The organism is Streptomyces prunicolor (assembly GCF_045162825.1).
GTDB classification, from domain to species: domain Bacteria; phylum Actinomycetota; class Actinomycetes; order Streptomycetales; family Streptomycetaceae; genus Streptomyces; species Streptomyces prunicolor.
On the sequence record NZ_CP108676.1, the window covers coordinates 1,467,952 to 1,490,212 of the forward strand.

General features: G+C 65.7%; 18 protein-coding genes and 3 pseudogenes. 17 read left to right on the forward strand and 4 right to left on the reverse strand.

What is annotated here, in order from left to right:
* Window positions 1-113 precede the first annotated feature (113 nt).
* Both OG588_RS06580 and OG588_RS06585 read left to right on the forward strand, forming a co-directional pair.
* The gene (locus OG588_RS06580; protein ID WP_405946463.1) at window positions 114-1,463 is read left to right on the forward strand and encodes a hypothetical protein; all 1,350 of its coding nucleotides are present in this window, start codon (window positions 114-116) and stop codon (window positions 1,461-1,463) included.
* Between the two features lie 26 nt (window positions 1,464-1,489).
* Window positions 1,490-1,666 carry a response regulator transcription factor gene (locus OG588_RS06585; protein ID WP_405946464.1) on the forward strand — a complete coding sequence of 59 codons (177 nt, stop codon included), beginning with the start codon at window positions 1,490-1,492 and terminating at the stop codon, window positions 1,664-1,666.
* 147 nt (window positions 1,667-1,813) lie between these two features.
* Here OG588_RS06585 and OG588_RS06590 read toward each other — a convergent pair whose 3' ends face one another.
* Both OG588_RS06590 and OG588_RS06595 read right to left on the reverse strand, forming a co-directional pair.
* On the reverse strand, window positions 1,814-2,959 hold the full coding sequence (locus tag OG588_RS06590; RefSeq protein WP_405946465.1) for an FAD-dependent oxidoreductase: 1,146 nt from the start codon (window positions 2,957-2,959) through the stop codon (window positions 1,814-1,816).
* A gap of 64 nt (window positions 2,960-3,023) precedes the next feature.
* Window positions 3,024-4,574 carry an MDR family MFS transporter gene (locus tag OG588_RS06595; protein ID WP_405946466.1) on the reverse strand — a complete coding sequence of 517 codons (1,551 nt, stop codon included), beginning with the start codon at window positions 4,572-4,574 and terminating at the stop codon, window positions 3,024-3,026.
* 150 nt (window positions 4,575-4,724) lie between these two features.
* Between OG588_RS06595 and OG588_RS06600 the strand changes: the two genes are divergently transcribed.
* Entirely contained in the window at window positions 4,725-5,339 is a 615-nt protein-coding gene (locus tag OG588_RS06600; RefSeq protein ID WP_405946467.1) for a TetR/AcrR family transcriptional regulator, read from the forward strand.
* A gap of 368 nt (window positions 5,340-5,707) precedes the next feature.
* Here the strand turns inward: OG588_RS06600 and OG588_RS06605 are convergent, their stop codons facing one another.
* Window positions 5,708-6,208 (reverse strand): MarR family transcriptional regulator, encoded by a 501-nt coding sequence (locus OG588_RS06605; RefSeq protein WP_405953063.1) that lies wholly within the window; start codon window positions 6,206-6,208, stop codon window positions 5,708-5,710.
* 452 nt (window positions 6,209-6,660) lie between these two features.
* Here OG588_RS06605 and OG588_RS06610 point away from each other — a divergent pair, with 452 nt between their 5' ends.
* Window positions 6,661-7,575 carry a helix-turn-helix domain-containing protein gene (locus tag OG588_RS06610; RefSeq protein ID WP_405946468.1) on the forward strand — a complete coding sequence of 305 codons (915 nt, stop codon included), beginning with the start codon at window positions 6,661-6,663 and terminating at the stop codon, window positions 7,573-7,575.
* 25 nt (window positions 7,576-7,600) lie between these two features.
* Here OG588_RS06610 and OG588_RS06615 read toward each other — a convergent pair whose 3' ends face one another.
* Window positions 7,601-7,840: a hypothetical protein gene (locus OG588_RS06615; protein WP_405953413.1), complete on the reverse strand. Its 240-nt coding sequence runs from the start codon at window positions 7,838-7,840 to the stop codon at window positions 7,601-7,603.
* Between OG588_RS06615 and OG588_RS06620 the strand changes: the two are divergent.
* From OG588_RS06620 to OG588_RS06680, 13 genes and pseudogenes are all read left to right on the forward strand, one after another.
* A pseudogene (locus OG588_RS06620) lies at window positions 7,733-8,487 on the forward strand (Mu transposase domain-containing protein); the annotation flags it as partial. The gene OG588_RS06615 and the pseudogene OG588_RS06620 sit on opposite strands and share 108 nt — an antisense overlap.
* 253 nt (window positions 8,488-8,740) lie before the next feature.
* The gene (locus OG588_RS06625) at window positions 8,741-9,307 is read left to right on the forward strand and encodes a GNAT family N-acetyltransferase (RefSeq protein ID WP_405946469.1); all 567 of its coding nucleotides are present in this window, start codon (window positions 8,741-8,743) and stop codon (window positions 9,305-9,307) included.
* 31 nt (window positions 9,308-9,338) lie between these two features.
* Window positions 9,339-9,880: pseudogene (locus tag OG588_RS06630) on the forward strand (winged helix-turn-helix domain-containing protein).
* Window positions 9,805-10,407 carry a transposase gene (locus OG588_RS06635; RefSeq protein ID WP_405946470.1) on the forward strand — a complete coding sequence of 201 codons (603 nt, stop codon included), beginning with the start codon at window positions 9,805-9,807 and terminating at the stop codon, window positions 10,405-10,407. The pseudogene OG588_RS06630 and the gene OG588_RS06635 overlap by 76 nt, the downstream one beginning before the upstream one ends.
* Window positions 10,408-11,235: 828 nt before the next feature.
* Window positions 11,236-12,462 carry a cytochrome P450 gene (locus OG588_RS06640; RefSeq protein ID WP_405946471.1) on the forward strand — a complete coding sequence of 409 codons (1,227 nt, stop codon included), beginning with the start codon at window positions 11,236-11,238 and terminating at the stop codon, window positions 12,460-12,462.
* A complete protein-coding gene (locus OG588_RS06645) occupies window positions 12,459-12,653 on the forward strand; it encodes a ferredoxin (RefSeq protein WP_405946472.1) in 195 nt (64 codons plus the stop codon). Before OG588_RS06640 ends, OG588_RS06645 begins: the two co-directional genes overlap by 4 nt.
* A 1,031-nt stretch (window positions 12,654-13,684) precedes the next feature.
* Window positions 13,685-15,166 carry an NAD(P)/FAD-dependent oxidoreductase gene (locus tag OG588_RS06650; protein ID WP_405946473.1) on the forward strand — a complete coding sequence of 494 codons (1,482 nt, stop codon included), beginning with the start codon at window positions 13,685-13,687 and terminating at the stop codon, window positions 15,164-15,166.
* 330 nt (window positions 15,167-15,496) lie between these two features.
* On the forward strand, window positions 15,497-16,399 hold the full coding sequence (locus OG588_RS06655) for an aminotransferase class I/II-fold pyridoxal phosphate-dependent enzyme (RefSeq protein WP_405946474.1): 903 nt from the start codon (window positions 15,497-15,499) through the stop codon (window positions 16,397-16,399).
* A gap of 42 nt (window positions 16,400-16,441) precedes the next feature.
* Entirely contained in the window at window positions 16,442-17,524 is a 1,083-nt protein-coding gene (locus OG588_RS06660; RefSeq protein WP_405946475.1) for a cupin domain-containing protein, read from the forward strand.
* Window positions 17,525-17,550: 26 nt separating this feature from the next.
* Window positions 17,551-19,401, forward strand: coding sequence for a pyridoxal phosphate-dependent decarboxylase family protein (locus OG588_RS06665; protein ID WP_405946476.1), 1,851 nt, complete (start codon window positions 17,551-17,553; stop codon window positions 19,399-19,401).
* 74 nt (window positions 19,402-19,475) lie between these two features.
* A complete protein-coding gene (locus OG588_RS06670; protein ID WP_405946477.1) occupies window positions 19,476-20,306 on the forward strand; it encodes a methyltransferase domain-containing protein in 831 nt (276 codons plus the stop codon).
* 62 nt (window positions 20,307-20,368) lie between these two features.
* A pseudogene (locus OG588_RS06675) lies at window positions 20,369-20,562 on the forward strand (IS5/IS1182 family transposase); the annotation flags it as partial.
* A 218-nt stretch (window positions 20,563-20,780) separates the two neighbouring features.
* A complete protein-coding gene (locus OG588_RS06680) occupies window positions 20,781-22,259 on the forward strand; it encodes an APC family permease (RefSeq protein ID WP_405946478.1) in 1,479 nt (492 codons plus the stop codon).
* Window positions 22,260-22,261: the final 2 nt, after the last annotated feature.

Consider the following 22,261-nt stretch of genomic DNA (forward strand, 5'->3'; position numbering starts at 1 on the left):
TCCGACGTCGGCAGTCCCGTCTTCGGGTCGAACGGCTCACCGTCGCGCGCGGCGGTGATGAGCTTCGCTTTGCGGCTCTCCGCGAGGCCCTTAAAGCCCGTAACACGATCTTGTTGAAGTGTCCTGGCACCGACCTGGTCGGTGTGCTGACTGACGCCGCCGAGGCATGCATGCTCAGCGGCGACTCCGCCCGCGGCATCGAGCACGCCACCGCCGGGCTGGCGACGGTGGACGAGCGGCGCGACCCCGAGCGGGCCGGCCTGCTCCTTGAGCACCGGGGCAGGCTTCGGCACCGGCTGGACACCACCGATGTCACCGACTGGGAACGTGCCGTGGAACTGCTTCCTCCCGGCAGTTCCCAGCGGGGTCGGCTGCTCGGCGTGCTGGCGATGGGTCTTCTGCCCGAGGTGGACCGGGCCCGCGCGCCGTTCCAGGAGGCGCTTGCCATCGGCCGGGCCACCGGTGACGCCACGGTCACCGTTCGCGGGCTGCTGAGCGTCGGATCGATGACCGGCGACTTCGGAATGCTGACCGAGGCCCGCGCGCTCGCCGAACGGCTCGACAGCAGCGACCTGTTGATGACCGTGCCCATGTACGAGGCCATGCTGCACACCAGGGCGCGCGACCACCATCGCACCGTCGAGGTCGCGGGCGACGGGATCCGCCTCGCCCGCCGGTACGGTCTCGGCCGCAGCCGTGGGGCCGAACTCGCCCGCTACGCGGGAAGCGGCCTGATCCTGGCCGGGCGGTGGGACGAGGCGACCGCCGTGCTGGAAGAGGGCCTCCGGGCGGACGCGCCACCCCAGTCGCGGCGGGCTCTGCGTACCCTCGTCGGCCAGCTGTCGCTGCTGCGCGGTGACTTGGCGGCGGCTGCCGAGGCCACGGCGGCCACGGAGAGCTCCGGCAGTGGAAGCCTGTTCCCCCGCCATCAGTTGCTGTGCCTGCTCGCCGTCGCCCAGGGCGACCCCGAGCGGGCCGACCTGCTCCTGGACCGGGCGCTGACCGACCCGGCGCTCACCCGGATCCACAGCTGCGACGCCCGGCCGGTCCTGGTCGCCGACGCCCTGGTGCAGCGGTCCCGGCTGTCCGCACGCGCCGGCCGGGAACTGCGGGAACGGGTCACTGCCAGGCAGGCCCAACTCGCCGCGGTCGACGCCGCGCTGGGCGTCGACGGGGTACTCGACCGGGCCTGGCGGACCATGCTCCGGGCGCTGATCGAGGACGACGGCTGGGACCACGCGGTGGACTCCTGGCGCCGACTGCGGCAGCCGTACGAGCTGGCGCTGTGCCTGTTCCACGGCGCGCACACCCTGCTGGCCGCGGGCGACTGGCCGCGGGCGACCGGCCCGGCGCGACGGCCCGCCTCAGGGAGGCCGCCCGGTTGGCCGAAGAGCTGCGCGCCGCACCGCTCGCCCGGCAGATCACGCGGCTCCTACGGCCACGGCCTGCCCAGGACGGGCTGACGGAACGTGAGCTTGAGGTGCTCCGGTTGATCGCCGAAGGGCTGAGCAACCGGCGGATCGCCGCGCGGCTGCACATCTCGCCGAGCACGGCGGGTGTGCACGTGTCCCACATCCTGACGAAGCTGGGCGCGGCGACGCGCACCGAGGCCGCGGCCGTCGCCTTCCGTGCGGGGCTGGCCGGGTCGGGCCCCGACGAGAGGTGACGAAGGGGCAGGTCTCCCATCACGGCTCCGTGGGCGCGGGCCGGTCCCCCGCGAACACCGTTGCCGCACCGGACTCGCGGGCCGAGCCTGTCCCCCGGTCGGAGGGCAGCCTCGGCACGGCGAGGGTGAAGTGGACGGCTCGGCGGGTCAGTTGCTGTCGTCGGTGGCGAAGTCGGGCAGTTCGGTGGACAGCAGTTGCTCGGCACCGTTGTCGAGGAGCTGCTGCATCTCCTGGGAGCGGGGCAGCATCGTCTTCTCGTAGGCGTGGACGGCGTCGTCGATGCTGTGGTGGTTCGCGATGGCGAGGGCGAGTTCGCAGGCGTCGAGCATGGCGAGGTTGACGCCGACGCCGAGCGGGGGCATGAGGTGGGCGGCGTCGCCGAGCAGGGTGACGGTGGGGTTGTGCTCCCAGGTGTGCGGGACGGGAAGGGCGTGGATGGGGCGGTCCACGTAGCGGCCGTCGTTGTCGGCGATCAGTCGGCGCAGGCGCGGCGACCAGTCGCGGTACTGGTCGAGGAGGAAGGCGCGGATGCCGTCGGTGTCCTGGGCGGTCAGGCCCTGGGCGGTGATCCAGTCGACGGGGACGCGCTGAATGGCGTAGACGCGGATGTGGTCGCCACTGCTGCGCTGGGCGAACAGACCGCGGTCGCCGTCGGCCGCGGCGGCGCTGCCCTGGCCGACGAGTTCGGCGATGTCGGGGTGCCGGATCTCGACGTCGTCGAACCAGGCTTCGAGGAAGCTGACGCCGCTGTAGCGGGGGGTGGCCGGGGAGATGGCTGCCCGGACCTTGGACCAGGCGCCGTCGGCGCCGATGACGAGGTCGGCTTCGATCGTGGTGCCGTCGGTGAAGTGCAGTTGGCGGGGCCCTTCTGCGGGGCCGTCGACGGACCGAAGGGTGTGTCCCCAGTGCACGGTGCCGGGCTGGAGCGAGTCGAGGAGGAGGTCGCGCAACTGCCCGCGGTCGATTTCCGGCTTGAAGCTTTCGCCTTCTTCGGGGACGTGGTGGAAGAGGAGCGTGCCTGCCGCGTCCATCTGGCGCGACTCCTGGCCCTCGGCGCGGGACAGCCGGAAGAACTCCTCCAGCAGGCCGGCTTCGCGCAGGGCGATCTGGCCGTTGTCCTCGTGCAGGTCGAGGGTGCCGCCCTGGTTGCGGACGTCGGGACCGGTCTCGCGGTCGTGGACGGTGACGGTGATGCCGTGTCGCTGGAGGATGCGGGCGCAGGTCAGGCCGCCGGGGCCAGCGCCGATGATCGCGATGCGGGGGGTGGGGGTGGTGTTGGTCGTGGTGCTCATGGTGGTGCTCCGTTCGTTTCGCGCGGCGCTGTGCCGCCGTGTGTGTGGGGGGGGCGTGGTGGTGTCAGGTCGCGGCGCTGACTGCCGTGTTGCCCGTGTCGCCCGTGGTGTCGGCGGTTGCGGGGGCGCCGGCCGCCTTCAGCGGGACTTCGATGACGAACAGCGCGGCGAGGAAGGCGAGGGCGCACAGGATCGCGCCGGTGAGGAAGATGTGGCCGGTGCCGGCGGCGACCGCGTCGAGGTAGGCGTCCTTGACGCCCGCGGGAAGCTTCTGCGGAGCGTTCGCGCCCGCGTCGCTGCCGCCGGTGCCCGGCAGGTGTGACCGGGTGGCGCGGGTGAACAGTGAGCCGAAGACGGCGACGCCGAGCGAGCCGCCCAGGGTGCGGAAGAGGTTGACCGAGCTCATGGCGGCGCCCATGTCCCGCAGCGCGACGCTGTTCTGCGCGATGGTCGAGGCCATCTGCAGCGTGAAGCCCAGGCCGATGCCGACGAGCACCATGTACAGGCCGGTCAGGAGGCGCGAGGTGTCGGTGTGCATGATGGCCAGCAGTCCGAGGCCGACGGTCAGGAACGCGGTGCCGACGACGGGGAAGACCTTGTACCTGCCGGTGGCGGACATGACCTTGCCGGCGAGGGTGGACACGATCACGACGGGGATCATCATCGGCAGCATCAACAGCCCGGAGTTGGTGGCCGACGCGCCCTGCACGGTCTGCTGGAACAGCGGCAGGTAGAGGCCACCGCCGAACATGACCACACCGGCGACCAGGATCATGGCCATCGCCAGCGGGTAGTTGCGGTGACTGGTGAACACGCACAGCGGCAGCAGCGGTTCATCGACCCACCGCTCCACCCGGATGAACAGGGCCAGCCCGATCACGGCCGCGGCGCCGAGAGCCAGGATCTGCCAGGAACCCCACGCGTAGGTGCTGCCCGCCCAGGTGGCGGCCAGGACGACGGAGGTGATGGCGATGGTCAGCAGACCGATGCCGAGCCAGTCGAACTTCGCCTTGATGCGCTGGACGGGTATGTGCAGCATCAGCGCCAGCCACACCAGGGCGACCAGACCGAGCGGCAGGTTGATGTAGAAGGCCCAGCGCCAGTCCCAGTGGCCGGTGACGAATCCGCCGAGCAGCGGGCCGCCGATGGTGCCGATCGCCATGACGGAGGCGGTCATGCCTTGGTACTTGCCGCGCTCCCGCGGCGGCACCAGCACACCGATGAGGGCGAAGGCCCCCGCACCGATACCGCCGGCGCCGACGCCCTGCACGATACGGAAGGCGATCAACTCGCCCATGGACTGGGCCGCCCCGCACAGGGCCGAGCCGACGACGAACACGGCGATCGACGCCAGATACGTGCTCTTACGGCCGACCAGGTCGCCGAGCTTGCCCCACACCGGGGTGGTCACGGCGGTAACGAGCGTGTAGGCCGTCACGACCCAGGAGATGTGCTCCAGGCCGCCCAGGTCGCCGACGATCGTGGGCATCGCGGTGCTGACGACCATGTTGTCGAGCATCGACAGCAGCATCGCGAGCATGACGCCGAGCAGAACCCAGCGCACGTTCTTCGGTACGGCCGACTCGGCGGAGGGGAGAGAAACAGTCGCGGACATGGCTGATCACTCCTTTCAGACAGGAGGGGACGCGAGGGGAAGGAGGCGGGGCGGTGATCCGCACGCCGCCACTCCAGAAGAGCACACCGACTAAATAAGTGCAACCGATGCACTTTTGCATCCGGTCAACCGAAGGGTAAGGTTGTAGGCATGCCCGACACAGACACCACCCCGGCCCCGGCGGCACCGATCGGGCGCCGCGAGCGCAAGAAGGCCGCCACCCGCCAGGCCATCGCCGACGCCGCCCTGCATCTGTTCCTGGAGCGCGGATACGACGATGTGGGCATCCGCGAGATCGCGGACGCCGCCGACGTGTCCACCACCACGCTGTTCAAGCACTTCCCGGTCAAGGAAGCCCTCGTGTTCGACGAGGACGCCGAACAGGAGGCACGCCTGCTCGCCGCGGTACGCGAGCGGCCTCAGGGCCGGTCGATCCCCGCGGCACTGCGCGAACACGCACTGCACCACCGCATGGGCGCCACAGGCGGTGACGCCCACTTCGCCGCGTTCTTCGACCTGGTCAACAGCACCCCGGCGCTGCGCGACTACGTCCAGGCCATGTGGTTGCGCCACACCAACGCCCTGGCTCGCACCATCGCCGAGGAGAGCGGCCTGCCGGCGGACGATCCCACTTGCGCCGCCTTGGCCCACTTCGCCCTCGAAGCCCCTCGCGCGGCCCACGGCCACGACGATCCGCGCCAGGTCATCACCCGCGCCTTCGACCTGCTCGAAAACGGCTGGCACGCACCCGCCTCCGGCCGATGAGCGGCGTCACCGGCAGGCACTCCGCCCGGCCCGGACCGGGTCCCACCCGGAGGGCCGACCGGTGAGCCATTCGGCCGACAGCGCTCGGGCCGCACCGGCCACGACGTAGGCGCCGCCGCCACTGGCAACGACACCGTGCCGTCGACCACCGTTGCGAACGCCCGCTCGGCCAGGGCTCATAGGGACACCGGGCCGGTCTGCGCCAGGGGCAGGATCGAGAAGCCGAAGACAGGATTGGCGGCGGGCCCCAGCACCTCGCCCGGTTCAAGTCGGAACGAAGGAACCGGAGCGCGACGAAGCCCGCCGGACCACCGCATCGCGAAAAAGGACGACAGGCAGGCCCAGGACGCCCACACACGCCACCCCGATCAGGCATCCCGCCCGCCGTCGCCGATCGAGGGTCGGGCCAGCCGCCGCGTCGCCTCCGACTGCCGGCGTGCCGCCTCCTTCATGAAGGACGCGACCACCTCCAGTTGATCGTTCGTGTACTGCTCGCACAACTCCCGAAGTGAACCGACCAGGTCGTCGAAGTAGTGCATGTTGCTGGCCGCGAACTCCTGGTTGAAGTGCAGCACCACCTTCCGGCCGTCCTCGGGGTGCGGGGCCTTTCGGAGAGCCCCTTCGCCCTCCAGGCGGCCGACCAGGGCGGTCACTGAAGCAGGCTTGAGGGCCAGGTGACGGGCGAGTTCACCAGCCGTGCCGGAAGGTGATGGAAGGTGGTGGACTCGGGAACCCTCACGCCTCTGGCACGTGCGGCCTGTTTGGCCAGAGCTCCAACAGCCCCCGGAATCGCCGCAGTCCCGACCAGCGACGCGGATCCAAGACCGTCGCCGACCACCCCCTGCCGCAGCACACCGACTAGGCAGCACAGTGCCGACCAACGACCCTCATAGCATCAGGCGCCCACCACCTTCACCCGTACACCGGATCAGGCGACACCACAGACGCTGACGCGACGGCAGAAGCCCCGGAGCGGTGCACGATCTGGGCAAGGTCCTGCTGTTCGTAGGGCTGCTGCGGCCCGGGAACGCCCATTCCGACACCGCCGCCGACCACATCAAAGCCGCGAACCTCTCAGGTATTTTTAATTCACAACAGGTTTACTTGCCGCGAGGTAACCATATGCGGGCGATGAGATGGGGTGACTTTTCCATCCGATTTAATTCGTTCACGCAGGCCCGAAAGATGGCCGAAAATCGACTTCATATCATTGGCTGCATATCGAAATGATTACTTCCTTGAAAGTTGGATTACGTAAGAAAGTAAGTAAGCGAGTAAGTAAGAAAACAGGCTGAGCCTGCTCATTGGGGGGTGGCCCTCCGTGGTCAATCCTGAGAAGTTTCCCTTCCTTGCCGGCGAGCATTCTTACGGCAGTTATCTACACATGCCGATATCGCACATGGAAATGAATTCCACTAGTGCCGATGGACTTGAAGTGACGACCGTGGACTGCGGACCCGCCGCTATCAGGTTCGAGAATTGCTCTAGCGACCCCATCGCATCGCCACAATGCGTCATCTTTTACATGCTGTCGGGTACCGCATTCACGGTCCACGAGGGACGTTGTACGGAAATCGATGCGGGCACGCTGATTGTCACCGATGACTGTGCCGACTTCTCGTTTGACGCGCCGGGCGTCTCGCGCCTGCTCATCCTCCGCTTCGTGGGAGAGATGATGGACAGAATGCCAGCCGCACACCGGGGGTCCTTCCGCGTGGTACGCAGGACCGAGGAGTCACAGGCGGGATCGCTGTTATTTCCCCTCCTCAGAACTCTGGCCACGGAAATTTGGAACAGCGACGGTGAACTCGGTCCCGGCCTGGAGCATATCGTTAGCTTTCTCGGTATGTTCATGGCGAGAATCGCCTACGCCGAGGTGGGCGACTACCACCCCGTCGGCAGCGTCCCCCTCTTGACCGATGTGAAGGAATCCATCGAAAGGCAGCTCGGCCTTTTCGGGGTCGATCCGGCAACACTTGCGGCCGAGCATCACATATCAGTGCGGCAGCTGCACCGGCTGTTCGAACCTACCGGCGAGAGTGTCATGCATTACATAAAACGCCGGCGTCTGGAGGGTTTCGCGCACGACCTTGTCGATCCAGATCTGCGGCACAAGAAAATAAGTGAACTGGCCGCCGCCTGGGGCATGCCGGACTCAGCGATGCTCAGCAAGAATTTCCGGTCCGCCTACGGTGTGCCACCTCGGGAATATCGCAAAAAACACTGCCCCGAATGAGCTGGCGACAGTCGGACCTCGACGGTCAGTGGAACTGCGCCGCCTCGGTGGGCTCCGTCAATGCCACGGTGCTACCGCCCGGATTCGCCACAGTGCTGACCAGATCGAAACAGCTGGTGGGCACTTCGTGCTGGTGACGGATCGCGGTGTAGCCCTCAGGTTCGGCGGCAAATCCCTGTTCCTTCGGAACGAGAAGACGGTCACCACCGATCACATCGCCGGGATCGCGGTCCGCAACTCGGAGATCGTCGAGGTCGCCCGACACTACGGCACGACCATACGCACCTGCTTGCCCACGACCCCCGAGACGAAGGACGGTTCCGAGGCGACGGTCCGCGTCGCGAAGGCCGACCTGGTTCAGAGGGACGTCAACCTGCGCGAGCACTACAGGACCTTCGGCGAGCTGAAGGCGGCCTACCGCGCGTTCTGCGACGAGGTCAACTCCCGCACCGACCGGGCGACTCGGCGTGAGCCGGTCGAGCGGCTCGCCAAGGAACAGCAGCGGCTGCCCCCACTGCCGAGGAGATCGTTCACCACAGCGTTCTGCACCTCCCGGCGGGTGAACTGGGAGTTCACGGTCTCGGTCGAAGGGGTCCATTACTCCGTTCCGCACGAACTGATCGACAACCGGGTCTGGGCCCGGTTCCACCGCGACGAAGTGAACGTCACCACGGTCGGTGAGAACTGATCCACCCACGAGGCCGCCCGCCGCCGCGGCCAGCCGGGCGCCCCGGTCCCGGACGACGCCCCATACCCACGGCGGGAGAACAGGGACAACGGCTGCACCCCGAAGACCACTTCGGCAGAGGAGGTGACCTTCTTCCAGCTCGATCCCGGTGCGGCATCCTGTCAGCCGAGGCCGGCGGGGTCCGCCGCATCAAGGCGAAGACGGCCGAGGCCGTCGCCCTGTCAGGCCACCTGGCCGATCACCTCGCACCCGGACAACCTGAACGAGAGCAGCGCGCTCAAGCTCAACAAGTTCCTGTCCCGGTCTCCCGAACTAGAGATCTTTAATGGTGCGGGTTACTTCGGGTCGTGACGGGATGGTGTCCCGGCGGGTGGTGTAGGCCGTGAGGATCTGTGCAGCGGGTCTGGCGTGGACTTGGACCGTAGGGTTCGACATATCCGATCGACACCCTGATCTTGATCAGGTTGGCTGGGTGGCATGCGAGAGCTGCGAACCGATCGTCTTCTGCTCCGCCGGTGGCGGGAGTCCGACCTCGGGCCGTGGGCGGCTATGAACGCCGATCCTGAAGTCCGAGAACACCTGGGAGCACTGCTGACGCGGGAGCAAAGCGATGCAGCGGTGGCACTCATGCAGACGGAGTTTGACGAGCGAGGTTTTGGGTGGTGGGCGCTCGAAGCGCGGGAGACTGGTGAGTTCATCGGCCGTGTCGGCTTGGACGAGGTGGGCGAGGACATGCCGTTCGCGGGGGTGGATATCGGTTGGCGGTTGATGCGTTCGACGTGGGGTCACGGTTACGCCACCGAGGCCGCCCTGGCCTGCCTGGCTTTCGGCTTCGAGGCCCTCGCGCTGCCGGAATTGGTGGCGTTGACGACTGTCCACAACCTTCGTTCCCAGGCAGTGATGCGGCGGATCGGCATGACCCGGGATCCAGCCGACGACTTCGAGGATCCGAGCGTGCCCGAGGGGTCGCTTCGCCAGTGTGTGCTGTACCGGATCCTGCGAGATGCTCACGACTTGCACCACGGGGCAAGGCACGACCCGTGACGGTCGTCGTGGGCCGCGCTATGCCGGGAGAATGAGGTATCCCGATGGCGGTGGACTGACGGCCGAGGAACGGGCTCGGCGTGAGCAAGTCCGGCTCGCTGCCGCTGACCTGATCGAGGCCGGGGCCAGTGACCGGAAGGTGGCCCGACGGTTCAGAGTGACCCGGATGTCGGCGAACCGCTGGCGGCGGGCGGTAGCTTCAGGGGGGCGGCAGGCCCTGGCCTCCAAGGGGCCCGGCGGCGCCCGCTGCAAGCTCGATGCGGGACAACTCCGTGTTCTGGAGACGATGTTGGATGCTGGCCCGGCCGCCTCTGGCTGGAGTGACCAGTGCTGGACGCTGGCCCGGATCGCCGAGATCGTGCGCCGCCGGTTCGGCGTCGAGTACACCCTGGCCGGGCTGGACCGCTGCTGCATCGCATCGGCTGGAGCGTGCAGGTCCCCTCCCGTAAGGCCACCCAGCGCGATGAGGAGAAGATCGCTGCCTGGAGGGATGAGCAGTGGCCCGTCGTAAAGAGACGGCGGCGGACCTGGGCGCCTGGATCTGTTTCGAGGACGAGGCCGGCCAGGGGCTGAGGCCGCCCAAAGGGCGAACCTGGGGCCGACGCGGCCACACACCCGTCGTGCGGGTCACCGCCGCGGGCACCAAGCGGGTCTCGATGGCGGCGCTGATCTGCACCAGGCCCGGCCGCCGGTCCCGGCTGATCTACCGCATCCATCTTGACCGCGGCCCGGCGAAGGGGCGGCGCAAGGGCTTCACCGAGACCGACTACGCCCGCCTGCTCGACGCCGCACACCAGCAACTCGGCGGCCCGATCGTCCTGGTCTGGGACAATCTGAACACCCACGTCAGCCGCACCATGCGGCAGCTGATCGACGCCCGATTATGGCTGACCGTCTACCAACTGCCGCCGTACGCACCAGAGTTCAACCTGGTCGAGGGCATCTGGTCACACCTGAAACGGTCCCTGGCCAACCTCACCAAACACAACCTCGATCAGCTCACCGCGCTGGTGAAGACCCGGCTCAAACGGATGCAGTACCGACCCGGCCTCATCGAAGGACTCACCGCCAAGACCGGCCTCGACTTCCAACCGCCGTAACCCCAGCCATTGAAGATCTCTAGCCGCGTGCGTCCGCTCCTTCGCCGCGATGATGACCGAGCGAGATGGCCGTTGCTCCACATTTGCACAAAAGTGGGGGCGAAGCCATCGGCCCGTCGCATCTCCCGCAAGGGCACCTTGAACATCAAGGACCTGGGCAAGCTTCGCTAAATCGTCAAGCAGACCTTGGTCCTGCTTCACCAGTTCAAACGCCTGGCCGTGCGGTGGGAAAGATGGCTCAATCTGCACGACGTGCAGCTCTCCATCGCCTGCGGCCTCATCTCCTGCAGACGCCTCAAGAAAGCCCGCCCATGATCGTATTACGAGCTCTGTGCCGTCTCATTCCACGCTTTCAGCCGGTCCCGCGCGGCCTTTGGCGCGTCACCCCGGGAGGACCGAGCTACTGCGCCGGCCGCACTCAACGACCGGAACCACCGCCGACTCCGGTGACGTGGCACCTACCGACAGAAAATTGCGCACTGGATGACAAGTATCAGGAAAAATAACCTGACACCATACACGGAGCAGACGCGATTTGATCTTTCGAATAACTGCGACCGGACCGGCGGAATTGAACGAGCCGCACAACTCGCGTCCAGGATCGCTTCCTGTGCGGCAGAGCGCGACCTGTCGGCAAAAAACTTCATGGACTGTTCCGAGGCGCTCGACGTCCTTGCAGACGCCAGATTCATTTCCATCCGGATCGCTGACCAAGACTCCGCGACGGCGAAACTGCAAGACGCTCATATCGCCGTGACACCCGAGTCAGAGGGTTGGCACAACTGATTTCTCTCTGCCCCATTCGCATTCGCAGGAAGGCGAACACACGTGACCGAAGAGAATGTTACTCCGTTCACCCCCCACAATGCGGGTAACGTGGCCGATCCTGACGACTCTCTCGAAGCCGCGCGCCGCGATTGCCCAGTTAGTCAAGTCAGTGATGTCCTGTTCGTCGTGACCTCCGACAAGGATGTCCGTGCGATGTTCAAGGATAGCGCCGCCTTTTCGAACAGGGGGAACTTCACAATTGGCCGCGAAGATCGGAATCACGCATTTCCTGGTATTACGAACCTCGACCCGCCAGTGCACACGGAACTGCGGTCGAGGCTTCTTCGGAGCATGGCTCCCAAGAAGTTGCGATCACTCGGTCCACACGTCGCCCGAGTCATAGCGAGGGCGCTGGACGCGCTGCCACCCTCCGGCGAAGTGGAACTCCACAAGGACTACATATCGCACATCCCGTCGGCCGTTACGTACTCCATGATCGGCCTTCCAGAGGAGTATTGGTCCGAGGTCGAGGTTCTGGCGGACGCACTGGTCGAGGCGGTCCCTGCGCCCGAGACGAGTATGCCGGAATACGACAGACTGATGGAACTGATGGGTCAGGTGGTGCGCGATCGGCGCAAACATCCCGAGCACCGCCGGGACGACATCCTGGACAATCTCTGTTTCGCTACTCCGGGGGAACGCGAGATGGAAGACCTTGAGGTCATCATGCACTTGAGGCAGCTCTTCGCGGCTGCGACGGACACAACCCGTGCGTTGATTGCGAATTGCATCTACCGGCTCTTGGAGCATGGCGACTGGGCGCGCATCGTTGCCGACCGATCGCTGCTCAAAAACGCAATCGAAGAGTCTCTACGGTTCGACTCTCCAGCGCAGTTCATGACGCGATCCGTAGTACGGGACACCGTCATCGGCGAGTGTCCAGTGACCGTTGGTCACAAGGCTTACCTCAGCATCCAATCAGCCAATCACGACGAGGCTTCCTGGGGACCGACAGCTCGTCGGTTCGATATCACCCGACAAGTTGCCGTGCAACATGTCGCCTTTGGACGCGGTATTCACAGTTGCCTCGGTGCGCCGCTGGCCCGCATGGAAACGTATATGGCGATCGACGCCCTCATGAATCATTATCCGCGCATGACTGCTGGCCGCCGAGCGACGTGGGAGAAGTGCGAAGGGCTGCTTCTGAGGCGCCCGAAGGAAGTATGGGTCCAACTTGTGCAGGAAATGCCCGTGACCGGCACCAACACTGGGAAGACGGCTGAATGAAGCGGGTCGTACTGGACCGTGTCAAATGCGAAGGACACGGCATGTGTGAAGTTGCTGCACCGGCTTACTTCGAGCTTGATGATGAAGGTGAACTGTCGGTACTGGAGCCGCAGGTCAGCACTGATGATGAATCGCGGGTCCAGGAAGCGGTTCGAAGTTGCCCGGTCGGTGCTCTGAAACTCAAAGCATGAGACCGAGGGAGGTAATGATTGTCGGCGCTTCCGTCGCCGGCGTCAGGCGTGCTCGTACACTGCGCGATGAGTGGTATGACGGGCGATTACGACTCCTTGATGCGGAAGCTGCGCCATCGTCGATGAACAGCGGCTCTGGTCCAACCTCTCGGAACTGCGGACAAAGTCGTTTTCATCGCCATCAGCGCGGGATGATCCGGGCCAAGAGCTCCCGTGCCACTCGCCCCGCACCCGAGACCGACCGAGCCGCTGAAGGTTCTGATGTAGGCGGTGATGTCTGCGGCCGAACCCTCCATACCGACCTCGCCCCCGACGCCCTGGAGAGGGCGATCGCTGGTTCAGCCGGTGCCGCCTCCACCGCGAACTCGGCCGCATAGCACCCACCGAACACGAGGCCGCCCACCACCTCGCGGCCGAACCTCCTGGGTCACTCCAGGAAACCGGCTGACTCAGTCGCCACGAAACCCAGGGCTTGACATTCCGTCCCCGGCGACGACGGATCGGCAGGTCGCGCTGGGGCGTAGCCAGTGCTGCGACGATCGTCACTGCGCGCAGCGTCTCGGTCTGCCAGGTGCATCGCCTGATCAGTACGCGCTGACTGGAGGGCGCCCGGCACGATCTGGCCGATGCACGGTTTCGTCACCAGTCGATCAGCGCGATCACGGAGCGCTGGGGAATGGGCAATGCCGCGAAGTTCAGTCGGATGTTCCGTGCGACCTTTGGCGCGTCACCGCGGGAGGACCGGACTACCGCGCCGGACGCCCTCGACGACCGGAACCACCGCCGACTCCGGTGACGTGGCACCTACCGACAGAAAATTACGCACGGGATGACAAGTATCAGGAAAAATAACCTGACACCATACACGGAGCAGACGCGATCTGGTGTTTCAAATAACCGCGACCGGATTAGCGAGTGAATTGCGCAACCTCGACCGGTCCGGCGCATGCATCGTTGCGGTGCCCTGCGGGGCAGTTTGATTCTGTCGTTCTACCACTTCCGGGAGATGCCTTATGGCCGCTCGAAGTAGCATGGATATCGCCGTCGTAGGGAATGGCGTACTCGGACTGTCGATCGCTGTCGAAATCGCACGCCGGGCACCGAAGCTCAAAATTGCGGTAATCGGCCCTCCGGGACGGACCCTCGCAGCGTCCATGGCAGCCGGCGCAATGCTGAATTGCTTCGCCGAGGTGACAAAATACACCCATCAACATCCCGCTGCCGAAGCCAAATTCGCCATCGCACGCCAAGCGCTCGACGAGTGGCCCGCGTGGCTGGACCGACTCTGCGACGACGCCGGACACAAGGCCACGGCCCTGCGCACCTCGCGAACCGAGGGTACGTTCGTGCTGCTCAGTGGCAGGTCGGGGTACCTTGCCCAGGACAACTTCCAGGCCATGCGCGCAGCGCTCGTCAAGTACAACGAGCCGCACGAGCAGGTCGACCCCCAGGACATCGAGGGCCTGGATCCCAGCCCCAGCGCACGCCCCTCGCACGCCGTGCACCTGCCCCGCGAAGGGGCCATCGACGCACGGGCCGTCGTCGCCGCGCTGGAGGCAGCGGCACGCCGCCACGGCGTCCACATTCTTCCCGCCACGGTGCAGTCCCTCCTGGCCGACGCCGACACAGTCGCCGGCGTGCGGTTCGCCGACGGCAGCACGCTCACGGCCGACACAGTCATCCTCGCGGCGGGAAGCACGAGCAGCGCTCTCGCCGACAGTGTCCTGCCTCCCGGCGAGACCCCACCCATGCTGCACGGCAACGGTCTGTCACTGCTCACCCGGCGCACTGCCCCCCACCGCGCCCGCGAGGTACTACGCACACCCATTCGCGCCGGATCATGCGGCCTCCACCTCGTGCCCCTGGCCGGAGAAGACCAGGAGTACATCGGCGCCAACAACATGGTCACTCTCCATCCGGCACACGGGCCCGGGGTCGGCGACGGCCATGCGTTCCTACGCCAGATATGCGAGCACCTCGACCAGAAGATCGCGTCCTCGCAGGTCACCCAATGGCTGCACGGAGCGCGCCCGATGCCCCTGGACTGCTTCCCCCTGATCGGTGAGAGCAGCCTCCGCGGGCTCCACTTCGCCACCGGAACCTATCGGGACGGATTCCACTGCTCACCGGTCATCGCCCGCCACGTCACCGATACCGTCCTGAACCAGGCCGCCACCAACCCGAACTTCGACTGGTTCACCCCGAAACGCCTGCCGATCCAGACAATGACCGTCGAGGAAGCCATCGCGGAATTTGCTTCGCACGAAGTGGATGCCGCCTACGAATACGACCTGGCTCTCCCCTTCTGGCTCGACAGCGAAACGGTCGCTCAGCACTCGAAGCAGCGGGCCCGACGAGTTCATGAAGAGCTGGACGAACTCGTTGCTCTGCCTCCGGACAACCTCATGGCTCTCCAGGGCCTTACCGCCTCGGAAGGTCTGGCCGACTTGCGCCTTTACCTACACGCGGCGCGTGCTTACCACCAGAAACCCGCACAGGCCACGGCAGTTTAGCCCCTCCTCGTAAAGGGAGGCTCGGGGTGCTCCACTTTCGCGCCGCCGCCCCCCGTGCCCTGCTGCACGTCGCCATGGTCGACGACCGCTTCCACACGGCCGGCCCGCCCAGCGCTACGTCGCCGACCTGCGCCGCAACAAGTCGACTAAACTCCAAGACCCCGTAAAGGTAGCGGACCAGTGCGAGAATGTATTCAGTCCTTGGGATTGCCAGGCCCTTCAGGGCGGCGCCCCGAAGACTCTGGGTTCATCAATCTTCGATTCAATGAGAATCCTTTCGGCGGGCAATACCTTCGCTACCCCGAGCACTCACCAGATTTCCTTGCTCCCGTGTATCTGCGCGCACTGGAAATCCTCGATCCGACTACCGAAGGCAGCGTATATCGTCCCTCAGAAGCGGATGCGGTGATCACTCGGGGTGCCACGGAAGCGCTGGATCTGGTACTGCGGGCACTTTTTGAACCGGGGAAGGACGCCGTGGCGGTCACGTGGCCAAGCTTCGGCTTCTTCGAGCGACTCGCAACACTGCACAACGTCGCACAATATCGTGTGGCACTCGGCGGAGCTCGGTACGACCGATTGGATATCGATCGCCTGCTGTCGCTTCCGGTGAAAGGGATTTTCCTCTGTGACCCCAACAACCCGACCAGTACCTGTCTGGACGCCGACGACCTGGACTGCTTGCTGGATCGCTTTGACGGGGTCGTCATCATCGACGAGACCTATTCCGAGTTCAGCGCTCGACCTTCACATCGGCACAAGCTGGACGCCCACCCAAACCTGATCTCGGTGCGGTCGATGTCAAAAGCCCTGGGCATGGCAAATCTACGGCTCGGAGCATTGTTCGGAGGACCTGCCAGCCTTGACGCAGTGCGTAAGGTTCGACCGCCCTTCCCCATCCCGAGCCTGGTCACCGGGGCCGCCACAGCGGAACTTTCCCAACCCGCACAACTCGCGTCCAGGATCGCTTCCTGTGTGGCAGAACGCGACCGGTTGGCGAAAAACCTCACGGACTGTCCTGAAGTGCTCGACGTCTTTGCAGACGCCGGATTCATTTCCATCCGGATCGCTGACCAAGACTCCGTGACGGCGAAACTGCAAGACGCTCATATCGCCGTGACACTCGAGCCAGAAGGTTGGCGCAACCATCTGCGCATCTCCGTCGGATCCCCGTCCGAGAACGCGCGGTTGCTTTCTGCTCTCCAACGGAACGCTCAACGCAACACCCCCTGATTTCCCTCTGTCCCATTCGCGTTCACAGGAAGGTGAACACACGTGACCGAACAACTCGCCATCGATGAAAAGCAGTTGGACACCGCGGTCCTGACCGTCTCACGCAACGACATCCGACAGATTTCCTCCGTCATGGTCGAGGGCAATGCCCACCATCTCGGAGAGCAGCGGGACTTCCGGCGGAACGACCTTCTGGCCAACTTTCTTCCAGAAACAGGCCGCCTTTCAGTCGCCTGGGTACGCCTTGCCGACGGTGAGCAACTGGACGTCCACCAACATCCGATCAAGTCGATGATCATTGTCTGCAAGGGCTCGGTCCGACTCCTCGGGGACAGGGAGCAGGAGCTGACCGAGGGGGACACCGTCGCGGTTCCCCCGGGCGCCCGGCACGGGTTCGTGACCAGGCCGGGTGAAGAGTTCTGCGGACTCTCGGTGCAATTCGAGGGAGGCGGGCTCTACGAGAACGAACGTGTGCCACGAGTCAAGTTCGGCGGGGCCCCCGCACCACTGGCCGAACTGGAAGAATACAACGCCGAGCGGCTGCGCAAATTCAGCGAGCACCCCTTCTTCGACCTGTTCGACGGCGGCCATGTGGGACGAGACCGCGAAATGCGCGACCGCTTCGTATCCGCTCTCTACGTCTGGTCCGTCTACTTCCAGCGCATGCTCTATGCACGGCAGGCGACCTGCGCCGATCCAATGTTGCGTGAGGTGTACGCAGGCCATCTGCGCGAGGAGTTCGGACACGACCGCCTGCTCAAGGAAAGGCACGGCGTCAGCGACACGGTTTACGACCCCATTCTGGAAGCCGTCGGCAACTGGTTCGTGATGCAAATGCACGGAACAGACGAGGCGTCGAAGATCGTCATCGTTCACATGGCCGTCGAGACGTGCTGTCAGGTGTTCGGCGAACGCACCGGCGTGGCCTTCACCGAGGAAGACACAGCCAGCACCTCTTACTTCGATCTCCATTCCGAAGTGGACGAGGATCACCGGGAACTGGGCCGTGACTACCTCAGGGGGCTGTCTGCCGCGCAATTCCCGCAGCTCATGCAGGTCTGCACCCAGGCATGGGACCAGATCGATCTGCTCTTCGATCGCATCTCCGCTCACATGGTGCGCTGACGGGACAACGTGGGAAAGGAGGGCCAATGCGGCACACGCACTCGGGTGGCGGACTGTTTCCGCACCCGGAGAACCGCGACATGTTCACGAACCTGCTGGGGCAAGTCATCGACGACTACTACCGGTGGCACGCGCAGTGTGCGGAAGCTGCCGCACCGGCTCTCATCGACCCCACGCACGAGACCGTGGCGGACCGCACCGCGGGGCCGGCGGGGGAAATGGATGCCGTCGCGAGCCTGGTGCGCGAGTTGTCCGGGCGACTCGCGCACCAGGCGACGCCGTTCCCCTCGCCGTTGTATCTGGCCCACATGACGCCAGACGTCCCCATAGCGGCAAGCCTCGCTTACCTCTGCGCGATGCTCTACAACCCCAACAACGTCACACCGGAGACCGCTCCGGTGACCACCGAGCTGGAACACGAGGTCTCCGAAGACCTCTGCCGCCTGATCGGCTACCAGCCCGGCACCGGGTGGGCTCACCTGTCATCGGGAGGCAGCACGGCCAACTTCGAGGCCATGTGGATCGCCCGCAACCTGCGCAGCCTGCCCTCCGCAGCCGCGGCCCACCCCGCCGCAGCCGGCCTCGTCTCCGGTCGCTCCCCCTTGGTGCTCGCCAACATGCCAGTGCCCCAAATGCTGGATCTCGTCGAGTGCCTCTCCGCACGCGGGCTTCTCTCCGAGGTGGGGCGGTTGGCCGCCGAGCAGCGGCGGGAGGCGAACACATCAGGCACGCTGCTGCTCGCCCGCAGCGCGCACTACACATGGGACAGGTGCGCCGACCTGCTCGGGTTGGGCCCCGCCGATGTGGAGAAGATGGAACTGACGCCGACACACAGGGTGGACGTGCAGGCACTCGGCAGGCGAGTACGCGCCCTGTTGGCGAACGGGCAGCCGATCCTGGCCGTGGTGGCGATGTGCGGCAGCAGCGGAGAAGGCGCGGTCGACGACCTCGACGCCATCCTGCGGTTGCGGGCCGATTGTGAGCGGCGTTTCGGCGCATCGTTCTACGTCCATGTCGATGCCGCCTTCGGCGGATACTGCCGCACCCTGTGGCTGCAACCCGACGGCACGATGGCTCCTTTCGAGGACCGGCCGTTGGACGGGAGCGGCGCCCGCATGAAGCCAGAGGTCCACGCCGCTTTCCGTGCGATGCCCCTCGCCGATTCGGTCACTGTGGACCCCCACAAGAGCGGCCACAGCCCTTATCCCGGAGGCGGCTTGGTGTTTCGTGACAGGCGAGCCGTCTCCCTCGTGGCCCGGGAGTCGATGTACTTCGGTCAGGGGAACGGCAGTCGCCTCCCCTTCGGTCCACACACGCTCGAAGGGGGTCGCCCTGGAGCGGCGGCTGCCGCCGTATGGGCTGCCCACCGACAGATCGGGCTGCATTCCCAGGGCTACGGCCGATTGCTGGGCGGCTGCATCGCGACGGCTCAGAGACTGCACAAGCGGTTCTCCGTGGCCCGGCGGGCAGGGCCAACCGCTAGCTACGACATGGATTCCGAGGTCATCAGCTGCTTCGCCCCGGACCTGAACATCCTCAATCTGTCCGTCGGACCGCTGGACAGCGAATGCCAGCGCGTCCCCAGAGGCGCCTTCGGCCGCTTGGCACTCGACTCGATCCTTGCCGAGGCGGCCAGTGAACCGCTGACCAGCCTCTACGTGTCAGGAAACACCCTCAGCAGCCGTCCACAGCCCGGACGAGTGGAGCAGGTGATGCGGTTGTGCACGATGAAAGAGCTCGGGCCGGTGGCCTTGGACGTCGTTGAGCGACAGTTGCGAGCTGCCGTTTCCCGGTCCGTGGCCAAGGTGGGTACTGATGGTGCCGCCGCCCAACCGGTCTCCGTTCCTGCTGCTCAACCTGGGGTTGACCCGTTCTGACGGACAGGGTCGTTGAGTGTGATCAGGCCACGTGAGGCATGGCTGTTTCGTATCCCTCCAGCGAAGGAGTGGAAGTGACCACTGCACACACTGACAGCAGTGACAGGCACTCAGAAGTCAGCTGGGACCCGCAGTTGTACCTGCGTTTCCCGGAACACCGGATGCGCCCGGCGCTGGAGCTGCTGGGCCGCGTTTCGTTCGACGCGTCTCCCGCGGTTGTGTACGACCTCGGGTGCGGCCCAGGGACGCTCACGCGCGTGTTGACCGAACGCTTCCCCGACGCAGAGGTTCACGGCGTCGACAGCTCCCCGGAGATGTTGCGGACCGCGGCCGAGGCCGCGCCCTCGGCATCTCTGCACCGGGCGGAGATCAGCTCTTGGCGCCCACAGCACCGTCCCGATCTGGTGTTTGCCAATTCGCTGTTCCACCTGGTCCCCAACCACGGTGACATCCTGCGGCGCATGGTCCGCGGCCTCGCTCCCCGCGGCGTCCTGGCGGCACAGATGCCGGTGTTCCACCGGACGCCCTGGTTCCGGCTGATGACACAAACGCTGGAGGACGGTGGGCGGGGCGGTACGCCGCTGGGCGCCCCCGGTCTGCGTCGGACGCTGTACCGCCGGCACACGGTGGATGCGATGGGCTACTACGACCTGCTGGCCGGCCCGAACGCGGAAGTGGACATCTGGAGCACTGAGTATCTACACATCCTGGACGGTCCCGATCCGGTGTGGGCCTGGGTCGAGGCCGCTGGGTTGCGGCCCGTCATCGACGGACTGACCTCTGCCGAGTTCACTGCGTTTCGTAGCGCCTACCTGGAACGGCTACGCGCGGCTTACCCATCCCTGCCGGACGGTCGCACTCTCTTTCCTTTCCAGCGGCTCTTCCTCGTCATTCACCGCTCCTGAACTTCGATCCACAGGATGAATTCTGATCACGAGCGTCGGGCGGGTCCTGGATGGAGCAACGAGGTGCACGCATGGGTCCGAACCCCGTGAACCGAGGCAGGCCGGGTTCCAAGATGCACATCCGGTCGGACGCGAACGGCCTGCCCCTCCTCGTCGGCGTCCCGGCCGGCAACACCCACGACAGCGAAGGGCACAGCCCATGGTCGAGGGTCACCCAACGGGACACGTCCCGCACAGGGGTCGTCGCTTCAAACCCCCGGTGAACGACCAGGGCGACGCCGCCGGGTGATCGAACGGACTGTGATCCGATTTCCTACGTGGTGAGGCGGAGGAGTCGCTTGTAGCAGCAGACGGCTGCCGCCCTGTCGGGCTAACCCGCCGAAGCGGGGCGTCTCGCCAAAGGCCGACAGCGAGGGGTCCTTCGGCACACGGTCCCCGCCACTTCTGTCTCTACTCACAGGACAAGGTCACGGCATGAGTGACGAAACCGCTTTCAAGCCGCCGGAGGCAGCCTCCGGCATCGGCGCCCTCGAAGGGGCGAGCCCCCTGTTCCAAGGGCGCATGGGTGTCATAGAGGTCGCCTTCACCGTCCTGGCCTTCGCGGCTCCCCTTGCCAGCGTTGTGGGCGTAATACCGCTGGTCATCGGCTCCGCCGGTGCAGGAGCGCCGCTCGCCTTCGTCGCGGCGACCCTGGTGCTCGTTGTCTTCTCCGTCGGCTATACCACGATGAGCCGATACCTCCCTAAACCCGGCGCGTTCTACGCCTACATCACCGCCGGTCTGGGCCGGGTGGTCGGGATGGCCGCGAGTCTCCTCGCTGTCCTCGGGTATTTCATGATCGGTGTGGGCGCCTCCCTCTTCTTCGGGATCGTCGCCAACGACATGGTCGTCAACTCGTTCGGCGGCCCGTCGTCACCCTGGTGGTCATACTCGCTGGCTCTCGTCGTGGTCGTCGGGGTCTTCGGATACTTCCGGATCGGCCTGTCCGTCAAAGTGCTGTCGCTGGCGATGGTGCTGGAGATCGTGGTGGTCCTGATCTTCGACCTGGCTGTCGCCATCCAAGGGGGACCGGAGGGACCCTCGCTCACCCCGTTCGCCTTTGGCTCCTTCAGGTCAGGAGCGGTGGGGGTCGCCATGCTCTTCGCCGTGATCACCTTCATAGGTTTCGAGGCCACGGCGATCTTCCGTGAGGAGACCAAGGATCCGCAGCGGACGATCCCCCGGGCGACCTATCTGGCCGTGCTCTCCATGGGTGTCTTCTACATCGTCGTCACGTGGCTGCTCGTGGTCGCCTACGGCACGGCACATGCTGGGCACGTGGCCAGTACCAACCCGCCGGGCATGTTCTCGGACGCCATGGGGCGGTTCGTAGGAACATGGGCACGGGATGTGATCTCGGTGCTGGTGGTGACCTCTGTGTTCGCAGGGGTGCTTTCGTGTCAGAACATCATCGCCCGATACGGGCACTCCTTGGGCACCGACCGGGCGTTGCCGTCGTCCCTCGGCCGCGTGCACCCGCGTCACGGGTCGCCATACGTAAGTTCCCTCATGGTGAGCGCCATCTTCGTCATCGCTGTACTCGCGTTCACCGGCAGCGATCCGGCGACGGCGTATGCCTGGCTAACCGGGGCCGGTGGCTTCCCCATCCTGGTGCTCATGTTCCTGACCAGCCTGGCCGTTCTCGTGTTCTTCCACCGGACGCGCGGGAAGCTCGATGACTCGACGCGTTGGCACACCGTGATCGCTCCCGCGCTGGCCACAGTGGCCCTGGGCGTGGCGCTCTACTTGGCCTTCACCAATTTCGTCCTCCTGACCGGAGGTAACCGCGGGACGGCAGTCACCTTGCAGGTGGTCGTCTGGGTGGTCTTCCTCGCCGGCCTCGTCCTCGCCCTGGTGTTCCGGTCGCGGCGTCCGGACGTATATGCACGGATCGGCCGACAGTCGATCACCTGATC

Excerpts from the sequence above, each read along its gene's own strand:
- OG588_RS06590 (WP_405946465.1), bottom strand. The coding sequence starts at position 2,959 with ATGAGCACCACGACCAACACCACCCCCACCCCCCGCATCGCGATCATC.
- OG588_RS06595 (WP_405946466.1), bottom strand. The coding sequence starts at position 4,574 with ATGTCCGCGACTGTTTCTCTCCCCTCCGCCGAGTCGGCCGTACCGAAG.
- OG588_RS06600 (WP_405946467.1), top strand. The coding sequence starts at position 4,725 with ATGCCCGACACAGACACCACCCCGGCCCCGGCGGCACCGATCGGGCGC.
- OG588_RS06625 (WP_405946469.1), top strand. The coding sequence starts at position 8,741 with ATGCGAGAGCTGCGAACCGATCGTCTTCTGCTCCGCCGGTGGCGGGAG.
- OG588_RS06645 (WP_405946472.1), top strand. The coding sequence starts at position 12,459 with ATGAAGCGGGTCGTACTGGACCGTGTCAAATGCGAAGGACACGGCATG.
- OG588_RS06650 (WP_405946473.1), top strand. The coding sequence starts at position 13,685 with ATGGATATCGCCGTCGTAGGGAATGGCGTACTCGGACTGTCGATCGCT.
- OG588_RS06665 (WP_405946476.1), top strand. The coding sequence starts at position 17,551 with ATGCGGCACACGCACTCGGGTGGCGGACTGTTTCCGCACCCGGAGAAC.
- OG588_RS06680 (WP_405946478.1), top strand. The coding sequence starts at position 20,781 with ATGAGTGACGAAACCGCTTTCAAGCCGCCGGAGGCAGCCTCCGGCATC.